At 62.8% G+C, this 21,614-nt stretch carries 16 protein-coding genes; 5 read left to right on the top strand and 11 right to left on the bottom strand.

The features are described 5' to 3' along the window. Positions 1–29: 29 nt before the first annotated feature. Together JF545_RS13745 and JF545_RS13740 are read right to left on the bottom strand one after the other, a co-directional pair. Positions 30–1,088, bottom strand: coding sequence for a CmpA/NrtA family ABC transporter substrate-binding protein (locus tag JF545_RS13745; protein WP_206942964.1), 1,059 nt, complete (start codon positions 1,086–1,088; stop codon positions 30–32). After that, positions 1,085–1,690: an ANTAR domain-containing response regulator gene (locus JF545_RS13740; protein ID WP_315900247.1), complete on the bottom strand. Its 606-nt coding sequence runs from the start codon at positions 1,688–1,690 to the stop codon at positions 1,085–1,087. The genes JF545_RS13745 and JF545_RS13740 overlap by 4 nt, the downstream gene beginning before the upstream one ends. Positions 1,691–2,297: 607 nt before the next feature. Between JF545_RS13740 and JF545_RS13735 the strand changes: the two genes are divergently transcribed. Then, the gene (locus tag JF545_RS13735; RefSeq protein WP_206942962.1) at positions 2,298–5,108 is read left to right on the top strand and encodes a nitrate reductase; all 2,811 of its coding nucleotides are present in this window, start codon (positions 2,298–2,300) and stop codon (positions 5,106–5,108) included. A 154-nt stretch (positions 5,109–5,262) separates the two neighbouring features. Beyond that, positions 5,263–6,156, top strand: coding sequence for a uroporphyrinogen-III C-methyltransferase (gene cobA / locus JF545_RS13730; RefSeq protein ID WP_206942960.1), 894 nt, complete (start codon positions 5,263–5,265; stop codon positions 6,154–6,156). A 109-nt stretch (positions 6,157–6,265) separates the two neighbouring features. Here cobA and JF545_RS13725 read toward each other — a convergent pair whose 3' ends face one another. From JF545_RS13725 to JF545_RS13710, 4 genes are read right to left on the bottom strand one after another with little or no spacing between them, the layout of a single operon-like run. Beyond that, on the bottom strand, positions 6,266–7,570 hold the full coding sequence (locus tag JF545_RS13725) for a fimbrial protein (RefSeq protein WP_206942958.1): 1,305 nt from the start codon (positions 7,568–7,570) through the stop codon (positions 6,266–6,268). After that, positions 7,567–10,182 (bottom strand): fimbria/pilus outer membrane usher protein, encoded by a 2,616-nt coding sequence (locus JF545_RS13720; RefSeq protein WP_206942947.1) that lies wholly within the window; start codon positions 10,180–10,182, stop codon positions 7,567–7,569. Before JF545_RS13720 ends, JF545_RS13725 begins: the two co-directional genes overlap by 4 nt. 21 nt (positions 10,183–10,203) lie before the next feature. After that, a complete protein-coding gene (locus JF545_RS13715; protein ID WP_206942946.1) occupies positions 10,204–10,959 on the bottom strand; it encodes a fimbrial biogenesis chaperone in 756 nt (251 codons plus the stop codon). Continuing rightward, positions 10,956–11,498: a fimbrial protein gene (locus JF545_RS13710; protein WP_206942944.1), complete on the bottom strand. Its 543-nt coding sequence runs from the start codon at positions 11,496–11,498 to the stop codon at positions 10,956–10,958. The genes JF545_RS13715 and JF545_RS13710 overlap by 4 nt, the downstream gene beginning before the upstream one ends. Before the next feature lie 453 nt (positions 11,499–11,951). Between JF545_RS13710 and JF545_RS13705 the strand changes: the two genes are divergently transcribed. Further along, entirely contained in the window at positions 11,952–13,358 is a 1,407-nt protein-coding gene (locus tag JF545_RS13705; protein WP_224908199.1) for a phospholipase D family protein, read from the top strand. A 91-nt stretch (positions 13,359–13,449) separates the two neighbouring features. Here JF545_RS13705 and JF545_RS13700 read toward each other — a convergent pair whose 3' ends face one another. From JF545_RS13700 to JF545_RS13680, 5 genes are all read right to left on the bottom strand, one after another. After that, positions 13,450–13,887 carry a GFA family protein gene (locus JF545_RS13700; RefSeq protein WP_206942939.1) on the bottom strand — a complete coding sequence of 146 codons (438 nt, stop codon included), beginning with the start codon at positions 13,885–13,887 and terminating at the stop codon, positions 13,450–13,452. A gap of 141 nt (positions 13,888–14,028) precedes the next feature. Beyond that, positions 14,029–14,508 (bottom strand): peroxiredoxin, encoded by a 480-nt coding sequence (locus JF545_RS13695; protein WP_206942937.1) that lies wholly within the window; start codon positions 14,506–14,508, stop codon positions 14,029–14,031. Positions 14,509–14,553: 45 nt separating this feature from the next. Continuing rightward, entirely contained in the window at positions 14,554–15,261 is a 708-nt protein-coding gene (locus JF545_RS13690; protein WP_206942935.1) for an SDR family oxidoreductase, read from the bottom strand. A 205-nt stretch (positions 15,262–15,466) separates the two neighbouring features. Then, positions 15,467–16,816, bottom strand: coding sequence for an MFS transporter (locus JF545_RS13685; protein ID WP_206942933.1), 1,350 nt, complete (start codon positions 16,814–16,816; stop codon positions 15,467–15,469). Positions 16,817–17,385: 569 nt separating this feature from the next. After that, a complete protein-coding gene (locus tag JF545_RS13680; protein WP_374107041.1) occupies positions 17,386–18,141 on the bottom strand; it encodes a murein L,D-transpeptidase catalytic domain family protein in 756 nt (251 codons plus the stop codon). 345 nt (positions 18,142–18,486) lie between these two features. Between JF545_RS13680 and JF545_RS13675 the strand changes: the two genes are divergently transcribed. Both JF545_RS13675 and JF545_RS13670 read left to right on the top strand, forming a co-directional pair. After that, positions 18,487–20,208: a L,D-transpeptidase family protein gene (locus JF545_RS13675; protein WP_242520866.1), complete on the top strand. Its 1,722-nt coding sequence runs from the start codon at positions 18,487–18,489 to the stop codon at positions 20,206–20,208. Between the two features lie 136 nt (positions 20,209–20,344). Further along, complete coding sequence (locus JF545_RS13670; protein WP_206942931.1) at positions 20,345–21,574, top strand: MFS transporter; 1,230 nt, start codon at positions 20,345–20,347, stop codon at positions 21,572–21,574. Positions 21,575–21,614: the final 40 nt, after the last annotated feature.

Raw genomic sequence — 21,614 nt, 5'->3', positions numbered from 1 at the left:
TGCGTGGTGCAACACCACGACGGAGAGTACTACGGGGTGATGGCACTTGGTTGGTGCAACGCCTCGTCGTGATGCACGCTGCTGTAGCAGGTCTCCAGCGTGACGTCGTCCAGTTCCCGCCCTCTGGCCATCAGTAGCGGTTGGAGCCGCTCGGCCATGCCGTAAAAGTCGCTGGGGTGAGGGCGCAGGCCTTCACTCAGCAGAGGATAGCCGGGAGCGCAGCCCACGGGCAGTTCGTCGAGATGAGCGACCGCCTCATCCAGGTAGGGGGGCAGTGCCAGCCATTCCAGCGCCTGGCGGCGGGCGCCTGCCGCGCTGTCCAGCCAACTGGCGGCGGCCCGCAGCGCACGGATGAGGGCGGCCAGCGTGTGGGGGTAGCGACGCGCCCAGGACGCGGTGACGCCCAGCACCTTCTCGGGATGGCCCGGCATCATGTCCGCGCCGCTGGCGATGACCTTGCCGACCTGTCGAAATTCGGCCTGGCTTCCCCAGGGCTCGCCCACACAGAACCCATCGATTTCGCCCTCGCGCAAGGCGTCCACCATTCGGGGAGGCGGCAGCGCGACCAGCTCCACCTCGCTGTCGCTGTCGATAGCGCCGAGGGAGAGCCATTCACGGAGCAACAGGTGCTGGCAGGAGTAGGGGTAGACCATGGCCAGCCGAGGCTTGGCCAGACCCCGGGTCAGGCAGTCGCGCAGGGCCAAGGCGGAGCCTTGCGGGCGGGGCAGGTCGCTGCGCACATCCAGCGCATTGGCCAGCCGCTGGGACAGCACCAGGGTATTGCCCTGGCGGCCCAGTACCATCGCGGCCAGCGTTTCGCAGGGCGCCCGTGACAGACCCAGGCTCATGGCCAGGGGCATGGGCGCCAGCATGTGGGCTCCATCGAGGAGTCCGGCAGCGACCTTGTCGCGCAGTGTCGACCAGGCGTTCTCTCGTGACAGGCTGACATCGAGGCCCTGCGCGCTGAAAAAGCCGCCTTCCCTGGCGATGATCAGCAGTGCCGCGTCCAGCAGCGGGACGAAGCCAAGGGTCAATCCTGCGAGCTCTGGTGCGCTGGTCGATGCCTGAGTGGCCTTCCCTATGCTCATGATCCCTGCTCCAGTGGTTTGAGAATATCGATGACGTTCTGGGCGACCTGGGCGATGCGCTGGCCGCGGTCCATGGCCAGCTTGCGCAGCATCCGGTAGGCCTGTTCTTCATCGCAGCTCTGGTGCTTCATCAACAGGCCCTTGGCCTGTTCGATGCGCTTGCGGTCGGCCAGCTGATTGCGAGCCTTGTCGAGGTCTCTGCGCATGCCCTGAAAGGCCTCGAAGCGGGCGATGGCAACCTCGATCACGGCCTTGACCCGGTTGGCGGCCAGGCCATCGACGACGTAGGCGCTGACCCCCGCCTTGACCGCTGCCTTGAGGGATTGCGGATCATGCTGATCGGCAAAGAAGACTACCGGCCTGGGATTTTCCCGTTGCAGCAGGGCCATGCTCTCCAGGGTGTCCCGGTCGGGGGATTCCATGTCGATAATGACCACATCGGGCTGATGCTGGCGCACCATGTCATTCAGGCTTGCCGGACTCGATAGCCGGCAGACGACCCGATGGCCATCGTTGGCCAGGGCCTCTTCGACCATGGCCGCGCGCACGATCTCATCGTCGACGAGCAGCACACTCAAGGTGTCAGGTTCAGGCATCGGCATAGAAGGCATGGCTCTTGTCGGGCGCTTGGTAAAGGTAACGGTGTGGTTGGAGGTACTGGGTAGTGGCAACTTGCCTCTGGTGTCAGCTGACAGCTCAGGACGCCGTCTAGGCTTCGCTGGCGGCAATATGTGTTCCACCTGGCTAACTATCTTTTTTAATCAGAGTGATAGCGATGCACGGCTACGGTGCAGCGGGGGGGGAAGGGATGGGCAAGCAGGCAAGGGGCACGAATTGCACCGGATGGGTGCGAAACAACGCTTCGCGGTGAACGTCGTGGTGCATGGCCGCCTCGTTCAGCCGCAGGCAATGCCGTGGCGTGCCCAGAGCGTGAGCGTTCACGCAACAGCCAGGCGGTCGCCCTCGGGCGGAGCGGAAAGCCGGTGTCACTGGGCGCACCTGCCCTGGCTGCCGGCAACCTGGAAGGGGGTTCCTGCCAAGATGGCACGAGGTTTGCTTCTGTAGTGGAAAGCGCAGACATCGGACAGCGACAGGTCTGCGCGCAACGGAAATCCAATGTGGGGTTTCCTCGGCAAAGACGCCCATTCAGCTCCTGGCCATGTCAGGCGCTGAGTGGGCGTTTTGCGTGATGGCTCACAGGAGAAGGGGATGACCCAGACAGATCATGACGGCGTGCCAGCCCAGCCAATCCTCGACCATGGCGACGGCAAACAGGCAGGCACGCTGACCACCTGTCCCTACTGCGGTGTTGGCTGCGGTGTCGCGCTGAGTGCAAAGGGGGGGAGCGCCGTGGTCGAAGGCGATACCTCTCACCCCGCCAACTTCGGGCGTCTGTGCGTCAAGGGAACCGCGCTGGCAGAGACATTGGGCCATCACGGCCGCCTGACGATGCCGCGGGTCGATGGTCACGAGACCCGTTGGGAGCAGGCGTTGGATACGCTCGCCGAGCGCCTGCTCAAGATATGCGAAGCCGCGGGGCCGGGTGCCATCGCTGGCTATCTGTCGGGACAGCTGTTGACCGAGGACTATTACGTCGCCAACAAGTTGTTCAAGGGGTTCATCGGTACCCCGCACCTGGATACCAACTCGCGTCTGTGCATGGCCTCTGCTGTCGCCTCCTACAAGCGGACCTTTGGTGCCGATGCGGTGCCCTGCAATTACGAGGATCTCGAGGAGGCGGAGCTGGTCGTGCTGGTGGGGTCCAACCTGGCCTGGAACCACCCGGTGCTCTACCAGCGGCTGAGGCTGGCCAAGTCGCGTAATCCCCTGTTGAGGGTGGTGGTCATCGACCCACGCGTCACTGACAGCTGCGAGATCGCCGATCTTTACCTGGGGCTTCGCCCAGGCTCGGATGCGGCGTTGTTCAACGGGCTGCTGGCGTGGATGGCGCGCCATCAGCGACTGGACAGGGTGTACCTGCAGCGTCATACGGACGGCAGTGACGAGGCGCTGGAAGCGGCCTTGGTCGATGCTCCCGATATCGATGCGGTCGCGGCGGCGTGCGACCTGGACCCTGAGCGCCTGGAAACCTTCTACTACTGGTTTGCCACTCAGCTGCATGTGGTGACCCTCTACTCCCAGGGGGTCAACCAGTCGACCAGCGGTACCGACAAGTGCCAGGCCATCCTCAACTGTCACCTGGCCGGCGGCAAGATTGGGCTGCCCGGGGCGGGACCGTTCTCGATCACTGGGCAGCCCAACGCCATGGGCGGGCGTGAGGTCGGTGGCCTGGCCAACCAGTTGGCGGCACACATGGATTACCACGCGCCGGGCGCGAGGGAGAGGGTGGCACGCTTCTGGTCGACTCAGACGGTGACCGCCACGCTGCCCGAAGGTCCAGGCTACAAGGCGATCGAGCTGTTCGAGGCGCTGGAGCGGGGAGAGATTCAAGCGCTATGGATTATCGCCACCAATCCTCTGGTCAGCCTTCCCAATAGTGATCGTGTTCGCGCCGCCATCGCCCGCTGTCCGCTGGTGATCGTGTCCGAGTGCATGGAGGATACGGAGCTGGTGGCGCTGGCGGACATCGTTCTTCCGGCCAGCGGCTGGTCGGAGAAGGACGGCACCGTGACCAACTCCGAGCGGCGCATTTCACGCCAGCGTGGTCTTCTTCCGCCGCCCGGAGAGGCACGCCATGACTGGTGGATCCTGTGTCAGGTGGCCGCCCGCCTGGGTCTGGGGGAGGCCTTCGCCTACACCCATCCGGCCGAGATATTTGACGAACATGCGCGACTGTCAGGTCTCGACAACGACGGTCAGCGCGCTTTCGATATCTCGGGCCTGGCGGGACTTACCCGGCAGCAGTACGACGCCTTGGCACCCATCCAATGGCCGGTCACCCGCTCCGCTCCGCGGGGCACACCGCGGCTGTTCGAGGATGGTCGCTTCTTCACCGAGACCGGCCGAGCGCGGCTCTGGCCGGTCTATGCCAAGGCGCCACATCAGACCACCAGCCAGCAGTTCCCGCTGCGCTTGAACAGCGGCCGAGTGCGTGATCAGTGGCACACCATGACCCGCACCGCCCGAGCCAGCCGGCTGATGAACCATCGTGCCGAGCCCTTCGTCGAGGTGCATCGTGACGACGCTGCAGCACTGGGCCTGGTCGATCAGGCACTGGCGTCGATCCGTTCACCCACTGGAGAAATGCGGGCTCGTGTGCGGGTCGCCCCTGGCCAACGCCGCGGTGAGGTGTTCGTGCCGATTCACTGGACCCGGCGCTTCAGCCACTCGCCGCAGGCTGGCGCACTGTTCGGCGGGGTTACCGATCCGCTCTCCGGGCAGCCGGAAACCAAGCATGGTGCGGTGATGGTTTCTCCTCTAGTGCATAGCTGGGAAGCCACCCTGGTGCTCGGTGACGATGCCTTGCGCAACATGGGCGATTCACCACGAGACGCGATGGCCAGCCTGGTCAAGGGCACCGAGTACTGGACGCGAGTACCGATGGCGGCTGGCGAGCGCTGGCAGTTGGCGGGGGGACTGCAGAGTGCCAGCCGCGACTGGCTGGCCTGGGCCCGCCAGCACCTTCCCGGTGAGGTGGGCCCGGTGCTGCAGGATCCGTCAGGCTGCCGCTGGCGCCTGGCCGGGTTCGATCAGGGGCGGTTGTGCTGGTGGCTGATGGTGGGACCGATGACCGAGCTGCCCGGGTTGGGCTGGTTGTCGCAGCGCCTGATGGAAGCAGCGAAGGGCGAGGTGATGGCCCAGCAGGATCGTCGCCGCGTGCTGGCGGGTTGCGATGATGGTGCCGCCGATCAGGGACCTATTGTGTGCAGCTGTCACCAGGTTGGCCGCACCCCGATTCAACGCGCGATACGTGCCGGAGACGACTCGGTGGAGGCGTTGGGGGCGAGGTTGGCGTGTGGCACCCAGTGTGGCAGTTGTCTGCCGGAATTGAAGAGCCTTGTAGAAGAGGAGAAGAGCCGTGGCGCCATCAAGCCCCCGCAGCCAGTATCTGCATGCTGAGAACCCGTCCCCAGGGGCATCGAGCGTCAAGGCGTCCACCGCTGGTACGTGGCGCAACAGCCCTGTCTGGCCGCGATGGATAGGGCTAGCCGTGCCGTTGTTGCAGCGCCTCGGTGGAAGCCGTCGCAGGCTTCGGCGCAGCGGTCAATCTGCGATGTTCGATACACCGGCACGAGCGCTGTCGCTGCTGTTGGCGCGGCTGGCGACGCTCTGTCAGCGTGGCGCCGATCGCCTCGACAGGTCCGTGCCCATAGCGGCCACTGGCCCACGTCAGGGGCAGGTGTCGCTGGTGGGGGCGGGCAGTGGAGCCGGCGAGTTACTGACGCTGCTGGCGCTGGAGCGACTCAAGCACGCTGATGCCGTCGTCTACGACCGGCTGGTGGGGCCTGGCGTTCTGGCGATGATTCCGGCCGGAGTGGAGCGGCACTATGTCGGCAAGGCCCGCGGGCATCATAGCCTCGACCAGGCCAGCATCGGGCAGATGCTGGTCATGCTCGCGCGCCAGGGCAAGCGTGTAGTGCGATTGAAAGGAGGCGACCCCGGTATCTTCGGGCGTCTGGGAGAGGAGCTGGATGCGCTGGAGGCAGCAGGGGTGCCCTGGGATATTGTCCCTGGCATCTCGGCGGCGGCCAGTGCCGCTGCCGCCATGGGAATTCCCCTGACTGAGCGGGGCCATGCCCAGAGTCTTCGTCTGGTGACCGCCCAGCAGTGTCGCGAGGGCGGCGAGCCGGACTGGAGATCACTGGCGCGCCAGGATGAGACGCTGGTGTTCTACATGGGCCTGAACAAGCTCACTGCGATCTGTCGAGGCCTCATCACAGCAGGGCTCCCACGAGACTGGCCGGTGATGCTGGTGGCCAACGCCAGCCTGCCCGAGATGGCGTCAGTGGTGGGTACGTTGGCGGATATCGACAGCCGTCTGGCAGCCAGCCCGCTGCCGTCTCCGTGTCTGATCATCGTCGGCAGTGTGGTCAGCCGGGCCAAGCTGAAAGAGGCGCTGGTGGCAGAGCCTGCTATCACTGAGTCCGCCATCTCGGATCACCTGTAGCCGCCGCCGGACGCCGTCCTCTTTGCACAATCCTGGGGGATGGCGCTGCTTACTGTCAGCTGCGCCAGGTCGTTTCTGCGTGAGAGCCATGTGGGATGAGATGTCGGCATCACTTTGGTGCCAGGACGACCGTGGCGTGGCCGTTGGCGGTACCTGGCTCGACGTCACCGGTTTTCACATAGCGTGCCAGAAAATCGAGCATCAGAACCTCACCGCTGACCGCCTTCAGGTTGGTGTCGATCCAGCGGTAGGCGCTGTAGGCACTGCCCTCCGGCGTGATCGGCAGAGGCGCAAGGCTGCCGCTGTGCAGCAGTTGTATACCGACGCCCTTGGCATTCTGTGCACCGCTGTCCAAAGCGAGAATGCCCGCATCTCCGCTCGGATCGTACTCATGAATGTCGCCCAGCACCGCCCATTCGATATCACTGTCAGTGTGGCACCAGGCTGAGACGTGTACTGGTGTGTCAGGCACGTTTTGCGGGGGCTGCCCGAGTTCAGTGAAGCGGTTGGTACCGACCTTGCCGAGCGAGACAGTCACATTGCTGAATCCGTGGCAGGGATTCATGCGCACCTTGAGGGGTTGGGCGAAGGTCAGGCCAGTGAGACTGAACAGGTCAGCATTGTGGGCAGGCGGGGTGCTGAGGTCATTCATCAGGGAAAGCAGACTGTATCCCTCCCAGGCCGCATGGGTGAGGGTGACACCATTGACGCCAGGGTCGCCCGCCAGCTTGTAGAGGGTGACCTTGACGTAGAACGGCGGCATTTGACGCCAGTTGACCGCAAACTCGGCGTCTGGACACACGCTGGTCATCGGGGGATATCCCGCTGCGAGCCCAGTGCCGGCCTTGGCGTCTGTGCAGGGAATGCCATGCACGGGCTCGTCGAAGGGAAACAGGTTGAAGGCTGGATTGGTGTTGGTCCACTTGAAGGGCAGTGCCTTGCCTTCCACCATCAACTCTGTGGTGTAACCGACGCTGCCGCTTCCGCCCCCGCCGTAGGGATTGCCGGTGCCGCTATCGGTCATGACGTACATGCCTTCATCTGCTGCATCCGAGGTGATGCCAGGAATCGGCCAGTACCCCGTCGTCGCGGAGTAGTGCTGCCACAACAGCCAATACTTCACGGTATCTGGTGCGTACAGACAGCGAGCGACCCAGCCGCCGTTGATGGCATACAGTTGAGACGCGGGCAGTATGCCCACCCCGATGGGGGTGCCAATGGCCGTCGTGCTGTCCACCACGATCTCCGACCCGAAGTCGATCGGCAGGGGCCGGTTGTCCCATGGAGGGATGATTTCGAAGCAGTGCGCGCTTGCCCCGGGTGAAAAGAGGGCGGACGAGAGAGCCAGCAGCAGGCAGAGTCCTGGAAGCCAGCGACGGCAGAAAGGCAGGTAGCGGTGTTGAGGTGCCATCATCTCACGAGTTCCTGAGTCGGGTTGGGTGGGTGGGGCATACACTCCACTTCGACGATAGGGATGTCCGCGCTGCCCTTCGCAGGCATCGCCCAGTCGGGCTTGGCCCAGCAGCGCTGGCCCTGGCCAAGCTCGACCGCCAGCACGCTTAGCGGAGCAAGGTCGCGTACCAGCAGCATGCCGCCAGCGCCGACTTGTCCAAGAGCTCGCCCGCCTGCCGTACTGACCTGGGAACCGAGTGGTACGCCACGCCCTTGCTGCTGCAATACCACGACCACCGGCTGCCCGGACTGGGTGGCAAACTCGATAGGCACCATGGCGCCCGCATAGGGGGCAACACGAACGTTGGTACGCTGAAACTCCACCGCGGTAGAAGCACCGCGAGGGTCGAGTTGAACGTCGTTGATGCGATAGGGCGACAGGAACGGCACCAAGGCCTCTCCGTCGCTATCCAGCGTAAGATTGGCGGCGTTGGTCACCCGTGCTCCGGCTCCGCCCTCGGCTCGCACCAGGCCCACGGTGTCGCCGGTGCTTTGGCCAAAGGTGATGCCATGGCGGTGCATCAGTACTGCGCCGTTGGCCCCAAACGACATCTGTTCGTAGTCATCACTGTGGGAGCCCGACAAGGTGTATTGTCCCACCGACGTGTTGGTGGACAGGTTGGCGCCGTAGGAGCGCTGATCGTAGCCGTTCCCCGTGGACTGGCTAGCGTGTATTCCGTAGGCCACGGATCTCTCGGCGCCCAGATTGCCGGATACATTCAGGTGGTGAGTATCGTTGTTAGCCGAATCATGGCTGGACGACACCGTCATGCGAGGGGCAAAGGCGTTGTTGGATAGCGGCAGAGAAACGGAGACCAGTGCCCTGTTCTCGCTGTCGCGATCGCCGTTTTCGGTGCGCGATAGGCTCAAATTGACGCTTACCCTGCCAAAGGTGCGTGTCAGGCCGAGTTGATAGGTCGACTCCGATCCGTCTCGATGCCAGTAGTCCGCCACGGACCCCGTAAATGACAGGCGGGAGCGCTCACCCAGTGGCTGGCTGATATTGAACTGCAGTCGGTTTCGCTGGCTGGCGTCGCTGTGGTAAACGCGCTCGTCGTACTGGTCATGTCCGTAGGTGGTCGGGGCGTCTTTCAGATAGGCGGCGTCGCTCAAGGACAGGTAGCCGGAGCTGGAGTAGCGATAGGCAGCCAGGTTGATATCGGTATCGCTGGTGATCAGGTGCCGACTGTAGGAGGCCTGCAGGCTCCAGCCATGGCGATCCTCATCGCGCAGGCGGGCATCCGAGTACTGGGCATCGACCCCCACGGCGCCGAAGCGGGTATTGAAGGCCGCGCCAATCAGCGGCGACCAGTAGTCCTCGCTGGCTTGCAGTCCGGTGTAACCGGTCAGGGCATTGTTCAACCCACGTCGATAGCCAACCTCTGCCAGCAGTGGAGCATCATCGATACCGTCGCTATTGAGCTGCCCTGCGGCCAGATAGAGCCTGGAGTGTCCGGGCCGCAGCAGTCCCGGCAGTGCTGCGTAGGGCACGCTGTAGCGCTCTATGCTGCCGTCTGCCTCGGTCACTTGAACGTCGAGGTCGCCTCCGTACCCGGTCGGGTAGAGGTCGTCGATGACGAAAGGACCAGGGGGAACGCTGGTTTCGAGCAGGCGCTTGCCTTGTTGAGTGATGGTGACCTTGGCCTGAGTGCGCGCTGTTCCTGTGACCACAGGCGCGTAACCGCGCTGGCTATCGGGCAGCATACGGGGCTCACTGGTCAGGGTGACGCCCAGTACCGGGACAGAATCGAATAGCTCGCCCCGGGTGTTGACCTCGCCAAGACGCAGCAGGCGTTGCTGGTCGGCCAGCGGACGCTGCACATAGTGGTGCAGACTGTCCCAGTCGACATGGCCCTGGTCATCCCGGGTGGCATTGAAGTCGCTGCGGTACTGCCATAGCCCCAGATTGGCAGCAATCGAGGCGCCCAGAAAGGTACTGTCGAAGTGCTCCCCATCAATGCTGGATCGATAGCTGTTGAAATGGTAGTTGGTCAACACAGCGGCCTCGCCGACGGCCCAGTGCTCTGCATCTACCTGGCCCCGAGGTCGTTGCTGGATCAAGGCCTGGGGCACGCTGAGTCGAGCGCTGAGGGAGCCGCGATCCAGCGTCAGGGTGATGCCAGACGCGACGGAGGCGGCGTCGATGTAGCAATCATCCAATGGCTTCGATAGGCAGCGCTGCTCGAGGGCTCGGCCAATCTCTCTATTCAGCGGGACTTGTTGCCAGCTCGACAAAGGCAGGCTAAGCGGTTGTTGCCCGTCTTGACTTTCCTCTATGCGCAACAGGTGGCGACCCAGCGATTGCTGGTTAACGCTCAGCTCAACCGAGTAGTCTCCCGGTACCATATAGTTGGCCTGGGAAAAGCGGCTGATGTCCAGGCTGGCATCTTCCAGAAATACCGGGTTGAACTGCACCTGGTCGGCGAAGGCGAGGCAGGGCAAGACCCACAATCCCAGTGCCACGCAGGTAAGAGGTCGTGCCCGCCGTTGCCGGTGAGGACCGCGGCAGTGTGCTGCCTTGATGGGCATCCGCTGAATCAGATGTGACCAAGGCGGCAGGAGTCGTGTTGTCATGGAACACACGCCTGATCAGTGTTATTCGAGCTCCGCCTGACGAATCACCACGGCGCCATAGTCATTGACAGCCTGGTACCACAGCGATGTGTGGTGAGCGTCAGCAGCGGTCATTGGCCAGCTGGCCTGGCTGTGAGGGGCGATCATGTCCAGCGATATATCCGTCGTCGCTGGATCCTGTTGCCAGGATGCCGATAGCAGAGAGACGTGCACGTCGCTGGGATTGGTGCATTCCAGCAAGGTCTGGCCGTCACGTTTCAGGATCCGCCACTGGAGTCCTGCAATCGCTGCTGTCGCACTGACCTCCAGGTCGGCGGGACGATAGAACAGCTTCAGGCGCGTCAGGATGCCGAGCTGCAGCAGATTGCTGGGTTGCTCGGACATTGGCGGAACTTCCTTGATATTGAGCCAGTAGAGCGATTCCTCCTGGGTCTGGGTCACCGGACGAATGCGCAGAATGCGCAGTGTCTGGCTTTGGCCAGGATCGAGGCGAAAGACGGAGGGGGTGACCAGGAAGGGCGAATCGGCGTCCCTGGCGGGGCGCGACCCAGCCACCTCGTCCGTCCATGCCTGGACCAGCACCGGCACGCTGTCCTTGTTGTCCAGGCGAATGGTCTGCTCGTGCAGGTCTTCGCTGTAGACCACGCGGGTACCGTTGATGGAGACGCTGGCCAGGGCCTGCGTAGCGGTCGACAGTGCCACCAGGCAAAGTACGGCCAGGCAGAGTAGACCGCTTGGTGCAGATCGCCAGGACCTCAACACGCCCATGGCGTTCATTGATAGATGATCTCGATAGCACCAGTGGCCTTCACCGTGCCTGCGGTAACGGCAGCAGCCGTGGATTGGTACCAGGCGGTGAGCGGAATGACTGTCGTGCCTGTGCCTGCGACGATATCGACAGGTGGCGTGCTGTCATTGTTGGCGGCTTTGACCCAGGCATCGTTGGCGTCATAGACGGCAATCCCCACGTTCTTGGCCGTGCTGGTGGCATCCAGCAGGAACAGGCCGGTGGTGGGATCAACCTGGCTGTCATCTCCGGTAAAGCGTACGGAGACTTTTTGTGCGCCGGTCGTGCCTGCCGTGCAGGTCAGCGCCAGTTGAAACGCCTTCTGGCCCGCCCGTGTGCCGGCGGCGCCAAAGGCTCCGGTAGAAATCTTTGGCAGGGTGACCGAGGTATCGGCGGTAGGAATGGTGCAATTGGCAGCGACGATTTCGCCATTGAAGGTAATGGTGCCATCGGCTGCCTGGGCGTTGAGCCCCGTGACCAGCAGGGCGGCCAGGCTGATGGGAGCGACGAGCGACAGGCGGGTAGACATGAGAGATCTCCTGAGAGGGAAGGAGCGCATGATGTACCTCGTTAGAGAGGGATCAGTGCGTTCAGAAGTCGTACATGTCAAAGAATATTAACTACAGGTAAATTAGTGTTGAGCTAAGTCAATTTTTGGTATTTTCTTTATCTTTGGTTTCTCAAATGTGTGAATTTGTTAAGTTTGTCCTAAGACCTTAAGTAACTTTCAATGATGTAGGTGTGGATTGGAGCTAGAGAGAGGGATATAGAGGCGTTCTTTTAGGACTTTCGCTATTCTGTGCCGATCAACACAGGACACACGGATTCCATCATGCGCGCGTGGCTTCACTCGTTCAGGGCAGGTCTGATCTTGGCTTCGGCCATCACATTGACGGCGTGCAGTGGCCTTCCGCCATTGGAGGGGCGAAGCGAGACACGCTATCTGCCCACTGATGACGCACGACATACGGCACTAGGGGAAATGGTGTCCCCGTATGTTGACGCTCATCCCGGCAAGAGTGGCATCCATCCGTTGCGCAATGCGCACGACGCCTTCGCCGCTCGCCTGTTGCTGGCGGAGTCGGCGGAGCGGACGCTGGACGTGCAGTACTACATCTGGCACGACGACATCACCGGCTCCATGCTGTATCAGGCATTGCTGGATGCGGCGAATCGCGGTGTGCGTGTCCGACTACTGCTGGATGACACCAATACGGCGGGCCTGGACGACAAGCTGGCGGCTCTGGACGCCCACCCCAGCATCGAAGTGCGGCTGTTCAATCCCTTTGTGGTGCGCTCGCCACGCCTGGTTGGCTACGTGACCGACTTTTCACGGGCCAACCGCCGCATGCACAACAAGTCGCTGACCGTAGACAACCAGGCCACAATCATCGGTGGGCGCAATATCGGTGACGAGTATTTTGGCGCGGGTGACAACGTGATGTTCGCCGATCTCGATGTGGTCGCTATTGGCCCGGTGGTAGAGCAGGTGTCTGCTGACTTCGATCGCTACTGGGCCAGCCAGTCATCCTATCCGGCGAGTCGTGTCATCGATTCGGTGGGGCGTGAAGGGCTGGCGCAGCTCGAGCAGTCGCTGGCCGTCGCCATGGGCTCAGACGATTCCAAGGAGTACCGGGAGCTGCTGGATGACAGCCAGTTCATGTCGTCGATTCGGGAGGGCAGCCTTGAGCTTGTGTGGGCCAATGCCTTGATGGTCAGCGATGACCCGGCCAAAGGGCTTGGGCTGGCAGATGACGAGGACCTGCTGACAGGGCGCATTCGCGGGTTGCTCGGGCCACCTCGCGACACCGTGCACCTGGTGTCACCTTATTTCGTGCCGGTAGAGAAAGGCACTCAGATGTTCGCCGACCTTGAAGCCCGTGGGGTAGAGGTCACCATCCTGACCAATGCGCTGGAGGCCACTGATGTGGCAGCAGTGCACGCGGGATACGCCAAGCGTCGTCGTGAACTGCTGGAAGCCGGCGTCAGCTTGTTTGAGCTGAAGCGTGCTCCCGATGCGCCAGGGCGCAGCGACGCGGCAGGCCCCTTTGGCAGCTCCGGCGCTAGCCTGCACGCCAAGACCTTCGCGGTAGATGGGAATCGTCTTTTCGTCGGTTCCTTCAATTTCGATCCGCGATCCGCCAGGCTCAACACCGAGCTGGGCTTTATCATCGAGAGTCCCGAGCTCGCGCAGGAGATGGAGCGCGTGTTCAACACTGACGTGCTGGACAACGCCTATGAAGTGAAGCTGGACGAGGACGGCAGCATGTACTGGCTCGAGCGCACCCCGGAAGGGGTGGTGCGTTACGAGGGCGAGCCGAATGTCGGGGTGTTGCGGCGTGCGGCAGTGTCGCTGATCTCGATCTTGCCGGTGGAGTGGATGTTGTAACGGCACTGTGGGTGGATGGCGTTTGACCGGCAACAACGGCCAGCACCCTGCTGGCCGTTTGCGTGAAGGGACCCCGCGGTGGGGGTGTCCTTCAGTCATCGCCGCCGAAGGCGTCAAATACCTCCTGGCCGGTCATGTCCTGAGTCTGGTTGCCAAAGTGGTACCAGGCTGGCTTCTGGTCGATGAAGATCTGGTGGTCGAAGTGCCAGTCCTGTCCCTGATCGATCAGCCCTGCCGGAATTTCGTAGTGCTGACCGTCTTTCAAACGGTAGAAGAGGTGGGTGCCGCAATGCCGACAGAAGGCGCGCTCGGCCCACTCCGAGGAGGCAAAGATGGTGATGGCGTCTTCTCCCTCCAGCTCGATGGGGCCGGCTGGCTCCACGGCGAACAACGGACCGCCGCCCCAGACTCTGCACATCCGGCAGTGGCAGGCGGCCACCTGGTAGGAGGCCAGTGGCAGCGAGAGAGTCACGGCACCGCACAGGCAGCTGCCACTGACGCGGTGGGATGGCGTTGATGCGGTATTCATGTCGCGTGCTCCTGCAGGCGGGATGCCTCAAGCCTAGCAGAAGCGCGTGGTGGGGCACGTCTGGACCGACGTCGGAATGCGGACGCCTACCGGCCATGAGAGCTGGCCTGCAAGCGCCCGTCGCGCTGGTGTCGCGGTGTCCTAGAGTGAGGCCAGCACCGTCTCCGCGCTCGACGCCTCAATCACGCCGCGCTCGGTATCCACGCCCAGATATTGCACCACGCCGTCGTCGGCGATCATGGCGTAGCGCAGGCTGCGCACGCCCATTCCGGCGCCGCTGGCGTCCTTGTCCATGCCGATGGCTCGGGTGAAGTCCGCATTGCCGTCGGCAAGCATCGTCAGCGCCTGGGCATTTTGATCCTGCTGCCAGGCGCCCATGACGAAGGCGTCGTTCACCGACAGGCAGGCAACGGCGTCCACCTTCTCCAGCAGCTTGTCGGCATTGACCACGAAGCCAGGCATATGGGTGTTGGAGCACCCGGGCGTGAAGGCCCCAGGAACGGCGAACAGAACCACCTTGCGTCCGTCAAACACGTCGCGGGTAGAGATGGCTTCCGGCCCCTTGGCGCCGTTGGTGTAGAGCGTCACATCTGGCAGGCGATCGCCGATGGCAATGGTCATGAAAGTACCTCAGGTCAGGGAAGTAAAAGGGGGATGCAGGGACCGTCAATCAGCGTCCGTGATGTCGTCCTGCAAAGGTGGGGTGGGACGCACGAGAATCTCGTTGACGTCCACGTGGCGCGGCTGGGAGATCGCGTACATCACGGCGTTGGCCACATCGCGGTCTTCCAGCGCGTACTCCGGCGGTTCGTCGAAAAATGGGGTGTCGACCATGCCGGGTTCTATCAGCGTCACGCGTATACCGCTGCCGCGAAGCTCCTCGCGCAGGTTGTAACCGATGCCTGAAACGGCCCACTTGGTCGCCCCGTACATGGAGCCAGGAAGTGTGGTTCTGCCTGCCGCAGAGCCGGTAAGGAGCAGGTGGCCCCGGCTGCGCCGCAGGGCAGGGAGGCAAGACTGTATGGTCAGCCCAAGCCCGTACACGTTGGTCATCAGCATGGCCTTCCACGTTTCCGGGTCTGCCGAGCTGAAGCCGCCAGGTGAGCCACCTCGGCCCGCGTTGGCAAACACCGCATCGATGCGGCCAAAGCGCTCAAGCGCTTCCTCGACCATCATCTTCTGGGCCTCGGGATCGGTCACGTCCATGCCAACGGTCAATACATTTTCGGGGCCCAGCTCCTGAGCAAGGGCCGTCAGGCTTTCCTGGGAGCGGGCTGCAAGGACCAGATGGTAGCCTTCCCTCGATGCCGCTCGTGCGGTGGCAGCGCCGATGCCGCTGGACGCTCCGGTGATCAGCAACACTCCTTCTCGCATCGCATCCTCCTGGTGGCTCGGCTCCAATCGCGTCGGTGCTCGTTTCAGCATGCGTGGCTCCGGCGCATGTTGCAAACCTCTGGGCACAGGGGACGTCTTTCAAGGGCAAGCGTAAGGACCAGGAGACACAGTAAAAGCCCGGCGCAAGGCCGGGCGGTCATGCAGTGACGTTGGCCGCGCCTCCAGGCAGGCGGGCCGGGACGACTCAGCGTAACGACAATGCGCTACCACGCTCGCCCTGGGCAGCGTCCTCGTAGGCTGCCGCTTCCTCGGCCTCCACTTCAGGGCTGAACCTGACCAGCAGGGCGCACAGGGCGGCCAGGATCACTGCGGCGCCCAGGTAAAACAGGCCCTGCTGATAGCTGATCGTCTCGGAGCGAAACAGGAATCCCGCGGCCACGGCGCCCGCATTACCACCGGCACCGACGATCCCCGCCACTGCGCCAAGAGCACGCCGATTGATGAAAGGCACCACGCCGAAGGTGGCACCCTCGGCCATCTGCACGAACAGGCTGAACACCAGCATCATGCCGATGGCCAGTGCCAGCACGTGCATCTGGGAGAAGAACATCAGCGCCACACCCTCGCACAGCAGCGCGATGAAAAGCCAGCGAACGCGGCCCTTGAGGCCAGCGTTACGCGCAAACAGATCCGAGAAGATACCGCCCATGGTACGTGCGAACAGGTTCATCAAGCCGAACAGACCGGCGATCATGCCGGCGGTGGCCAGCGTCAGGTCGAAGTTATCGAAGAAGTAGATGGCGGCGATGTTGTTGATGGTCAGCTCCACGCCGAAGCAGGCCGCGTAGACGACGAACAGTGCCCATACGCGAATGTCTCGAGCGGCGGCGCCGAAGGTGCTGGCCATGCTGCCTTCTCCCGACGCTTCCTCCAGTTCACCGCGGGCACGCAGCTCCTTGAAATTGCCGTCGGGGGCATCCTGGGTAAAGCGGTAGTAGCAGAGTCCAGCGATAAACATCACTACCCCGGGAACGACCATGGCCAATCGCCAGCCCAGGGTCTCGCTGACCCCCAGCATCAACAGCCCAGAGAAGATCAGCGGCATCAGGATCTGGGTGGTGCCGCCCCCCAGGTTGCCCCATCCGGCAGAGGTGGCATTGGCGGTGCCGACCACGTTGGGAGCGAACATCACCGACGTGTGGTACTGGGTGATGACAAAGGAGGCGCCGATGGCGCCAATGGCCAGTCGTGCCAGCAGAAAGGATTCAAAGCTGTCGGCGAAACCAATGCTCATCACTGGCAGGGCGCCAAGGCATAGCAGCCAGGTGTAGGCCAGCCTAGGGCCAATGCGATCACACAGAACGCCAATGGCCAGCCGGACAATGACCGTGATGGCGACCGAGGCAATGATCGTATTGCCTATCTGGGTCTTGGTCAGGCCGAGGTCGTCTCTGACCACCGCCATCAGCGGGGCGATACCAAACCAGCCGAAAAAGCAGAGGTGGAACGCGAACCAGGAAAAGTGGAAGGCTCGCATTTGCGGAGTCGAGAAGGAAAACAGGCGGATCCTGTTGGCCTTGTGGCGCAGATTCATGGAACAGTCCTCCAGGGTGGACGAACACGCGAACTTGTTTGGCCTTCGCCATTGAAGGTCGGGTCCGACGCACTCGTACCCCCGAGGGGTCTGGTCCACGTCCGGCACACACTGGTTGATGCGAAGCAAGTGAAATGCCGGTGAAGGATAAGCGCAGCCTAATCAGTCGTTTGTGATTTTTTGCGCTGCTGGCGTGCAGGGGGTGGCGACCCGCGGTGCATCGATGCGGTGCATCATTAGCCGCCATGCATGGTCGGAGTGCGCCTTGCGGGTGCCCCCAGCGGGATGCTGGGCGCCTTGAGACGAGCCTATACCGCACTCGCCATGACGTGGATGTTGCTCGGCGAGATGCCATGGTCGCTGTTGGCTGCAGTGGGGTAGAGGAGGTAGAACAGGTAGAGCAGGGGAAGAGAAGGAGAAGGAAGAGGAAAAGGAGGCTAGGGAAGGGAGGGCTGAAGAGGCATAGCGCTTCAGATCGAGGTGGGTGTCACGCGGGACAAGTGGGCCTGTGCGCCATCGAGAGCCACGGCACGGAAACTCCGTGCCGTTGGCATCCTGGGCAGGCGTCATCAGCGCGACAGCGCAGCGACTTGCTGATCTTGACGTGGGCAGCGCAGGTAGGCGGAGCTGTTCAGCCAACGCTGGTCCGGATAGTAGGTGAACAGATACTGGTTGTCGCGAATACTGTTGATCAGCGGCACGGCGACCTCGTTGCGGACTGCCGGGCAGCCGTGGCTGCGACCGATTCGACCGGTTCGCTCAATGAATTCCTGGCTGACGTAGTCGGCACCGTGCATGACGATGGCGCGGTCGTAGGCGTTGTCGTTGACCCCCGGCTCCAGTCCTTCCAGGCGCAGGGAATAGCCATTGCTGCCGACATAGCTGTTCATGGTGCGAAACAGTCCGATGCTCGACTGATAGCTTTCGGGAATGTTCGAGAACATGCTGGCCACGGCGTCGCCAGAGTTCTTGCCGTGGCTCACCCATTCGCGAAAGATCAGGCGGGGCTGCTTCAGGTCGAAGACCCATAGTCGGCGTTCGGTGGACGGCAGCGAGAAATCGATCACGGCCAGGCGCTCTGCATCAGGATCAGCGCAGTTGATGGCGCGAGCGGCGAGACTTAGAACCCCCGGGTTGGCCTTGGGTGCCAGGCGCGCCAGGGTCTGCTCGAGGGAGTTGTGGTTCCAGTGGTCCTCCCGGGTGGCGTCGCGAATAAAATCCTGAGCGCTGGCAGGAGCCGCAAAAATGGCGCACAGGGTCAATACTAGAGCATGGGTGAGACGTGTCTTCATGCGATGGTAGGGGGCTGAACAATGGGTCGACATGCTCATCAAGGCTCCGAGGACATACAGTGGCGTCGGTGGTGATCGTAGCTCGCTGTTCTGCTGCAGGCGTCGTGACAGGAGCCAAGAGACAAAGGCTGCGGTGGCCGGCCATGGCCTCGGTGCATTGCGCTATCTCAAGGCGACACGCCATCGCTGTCGCAGCGTCGCAAGGTGTCATGACGTAAGGTCGTGTAAGCGGTACGCTTAACTTTATGACGATACGCTGTCGTCGTGACACATGCTGTAAAACAGGTCGGGTCGGTGGAATACCGTACCGACGACTCTATTATGACAATACCGCCCGGGATGGCCAGTATTGACGTCAAGTTGCAGGGAGTTCAGGTCATGTTTAACCCAAATGTGGTACGGCGGCTAATGCCAGGGAAGGGCATTGCCGCAGCACTTTGTTACGCCATGCTGGTGTCTCCGGCGTGGGCGGCAGTAGACGGTGATGATGGCACCGGCGAGACGGGTCCTGCCGCGACGGGACTTTCGTCGGCATCCTCCACGGCGGAAGGGGGAAGCGTCGAGGAAGCGTTGCAAGATGTCGGCGGCGTAGTGCCAGGCCCACTTGCGGGCCGCCTGATCGGCGCATCCGAGATGGCCCAGCGCTTCTATGGACTGCGTGGCCAGCGCGCTGTGTGGACGGATATGGAGCGGGTAGATGCCCTGGTCGCGGCGCTGGAAGACCTGGATGACGACGGCCTGACGCCGCAGGATTATGCGCCGGCGGCATTGTTGAGCCAGGCTCAGTCCAGTGACCTGTCGACTCCGGGGGCTTTTGAGGTCAAGGCAACCGAGACGCTGCTGGCAGCCATGGCACACCTGCAGCGAGGCAAGGTCGATCCGCTGAGGATCGATAACGACTGGGAAGTGGACGTCGATCCCCCTGCCTTTGACCTGGTGAGGCTTTCCCGTGAGCTGGACCGTGGCGATGTTGCTGCCGCCCTCGAGATGGCACGCCCTCCGTTCGAGCCCTATCGCCAGCTGCGCTCGGCTCTGGCGCGCTACCGCAACATCGAGCGCTTGGGAGGCTGGCCGCTCTTGCCTGCACGGGAAACGCCGCTGCGTCCGGGAGACCGGGACGCCGATGTGGCGCTGTTGAGGCAGCGCCTGGCCATGATCGGTGAACTGGAAGTGATGGCGGCAGATACTGCCCACTACCCGCAGCTTGATCTGCAAGCGCCCGAGGCGGAAGTCTACGATGAGCCCCTGGCCGCAGCGGTGCGTCGCTTCCAGCGGCGTCATCTGCTGACCGATGACGGGGTGGTCGGACCGAATACCCAGGCCGCGCTCAACATGACCGTGGGCACCCGCATTGACCAGATTCGCGCCAACCTGGAACGGGCACGCTGGCTGCTGCATGGCTTGCCTGAGTCCTTCGTGCTGGTGGATATCGCTGGGTATCGGCTGAGTTACTTTCGTCCCGATGGCAACGTCTGGCGATCTCGCATCGTCGTGGGTCAGCCCTATCGTCGGACGCCGACCCTGCGCTCCGAGATCACTCACCTGACCCTCAATCCGACCTGGACAGTGCCTCCCACCATCTATCGTGAGGATATCCTGCCCAAGGTGCGGCGCGACCCAGGTTATCTGGCGAGCCGGGACATGGTGGCCCTGTCTTCCTCCGGCCAGCGCCTTGATCCCTATTCAGTGAACTGGTCGAGCCCCGGTGGAGTGATGCTGCGCCAGGGAGCTGGACCACGCAATCCGTTGGGTCGGGTGGTGATTCGCTTCCCCAATGACCATCTGGTCTACCTTCACGACACCCCTTCACGGGGGCTGTTCAACCGTACCCAGCGGGCCTTGAGCTCCGGCTGTATTCGGGTGGAAGGGGTGGCTGAGCTCGCCCAGCTGTTGTTTGATGACTCCAATACGTCGGCTAGCGTCAGCCGCCTGATCGGCGATGGCAAGACCCGCAATGTGTCGTTACAGCGACGTATTCCCGTGGTGCTTAATTACTGGACCGTGCAGCCGGAGGCCGATGGCCACCTGGCCTTCAGGCCCGATATCTATAATCGTGATCGTGCAGTGGTCACGGCACTCGATGCTCCGGTGGTGCTGTAGCGGCCCTGCGCACACATCGTCTGTTGCCGGCCCCTTGGGCGTGTTTCCACGTTTCTCGGGGCTCGGCAAAAGGTGTATTGCAGTGACTTGTTAGACGGGTAATGATCTGGGTTCACCCGTCGACGAGTCCTGTTTCATGTCTTTCCCACGTCTGCCTGCCTCCAGCCTGTGGTTGATTGTCAGCGGCTGTGTCTTGCTGATGATGTCCTTTGGGCTGCGCTCTAGTTTTGGACTCTTCGTCTCGCCGATCACCGAGGCCAACGGTTGGGGCCGAGATACCCTGGGGTTGGCCCTGGCGATTCAGAATCTTGCCTGGGGTGTCATCGCGGTGCTGGCCGGCGGGCTGGCCGACCGTTTTGGCAACGTCAAGGTGCTGATCGGCGGCAGCGTGTTGTATGCCGCGGGCATGTGGATGACCGCCGGCGTATCCGAGGTGTGGGCGCTGCACACGGGTACCGGGCTGCTGGTAGGCGCTGGAGTGGCAGGCACCGCCTTCGGTATCGTGCTGCCTGCCTTGGCAAGAGCGGTGGCTCCCCATCAGCGTCAGCTGGTGCTGGGCGTCGGTACCGCAGCAGGGTCCATGGGACAGTTCTTGCTGGTACCGGTGGCCCAGCAGTTGATCGGTGCCTTTGGCTGGGCTGGGGCGCTGCATGTCATGGCGCTGATGGCCCTGGCCATGGCGGTGCTGGCCATGCCTCTGGCCTCGTCCCGGGCCACGTCCGCTGCCGCCCAGGTCAGCCCAGAGCTTGCCGAGCGTGACTTCCGCGCCACCCTGGGGCTGGCGCGGGGCCACCTTTCCTACTGGTTGCTGACCATCGGCTTCTTTGTCTGCGGCTACCATGTTGCCTTTATTACGGTACACATGCCGGCGTTCCTGACCGATGCAGGCTTCGCACCTGAGGTGGCTGCCTGGTCCATTGGCCTGATTGGCCTTTGCAATGTGGTGGGATCGCTGGCCTCGGGCATGTTGTCGGGCAGGTTCACCATGCGCGGCGTGCTGATCGCCATCTACGCAGGTCGAGCGGTGGCAATCACGGCGTTTATGCTGCTGCCGCTCAGCTTGGGGTCGGTGTGGGTGTTCAGCTGCGTCATGGGACTGTTGTGGCTAGCCACGGTGCCTCCCACCACGGGCCTGGTGGCGACCATGTTCGGTACCCGATATATGGCTACCTTGTATGGAGTGGTCTTTCTCGGTCATCAGGTCGGCAGCTTCTCGGGAGTATGGCTGGGCGGGTGGCTGTACGAGACGACCGGAAGCTATGCAGGCTTGTGGTGGAGTGGTGTGGCCATGAGCCTTGTCGCCATGGCGTTGCACTGGCCCATTCGCGAGAGCGCCGCCCAGCCGCGTGCGGCAACCGCCATCTGAGTGTAGCTGCTGAATGTAGCTGCGTAGCAGGGGCCGAATC

Origin of the sequence: Halomonas litopenaei (assembly GCF_017303055.1) — a bacterium.
Lineage (GTDB): Bacteria > Pseudomonadota > Gammaproteobacteria > Pseudomonadales > Halomonadaceae > Halomonas > Halomonas litopenaei_A.
The sequence above is the reverse complement of the archived record's forward strand: the minus strand, read 5'-3'. Positions and strand labels throughout refer to the sequence as shown.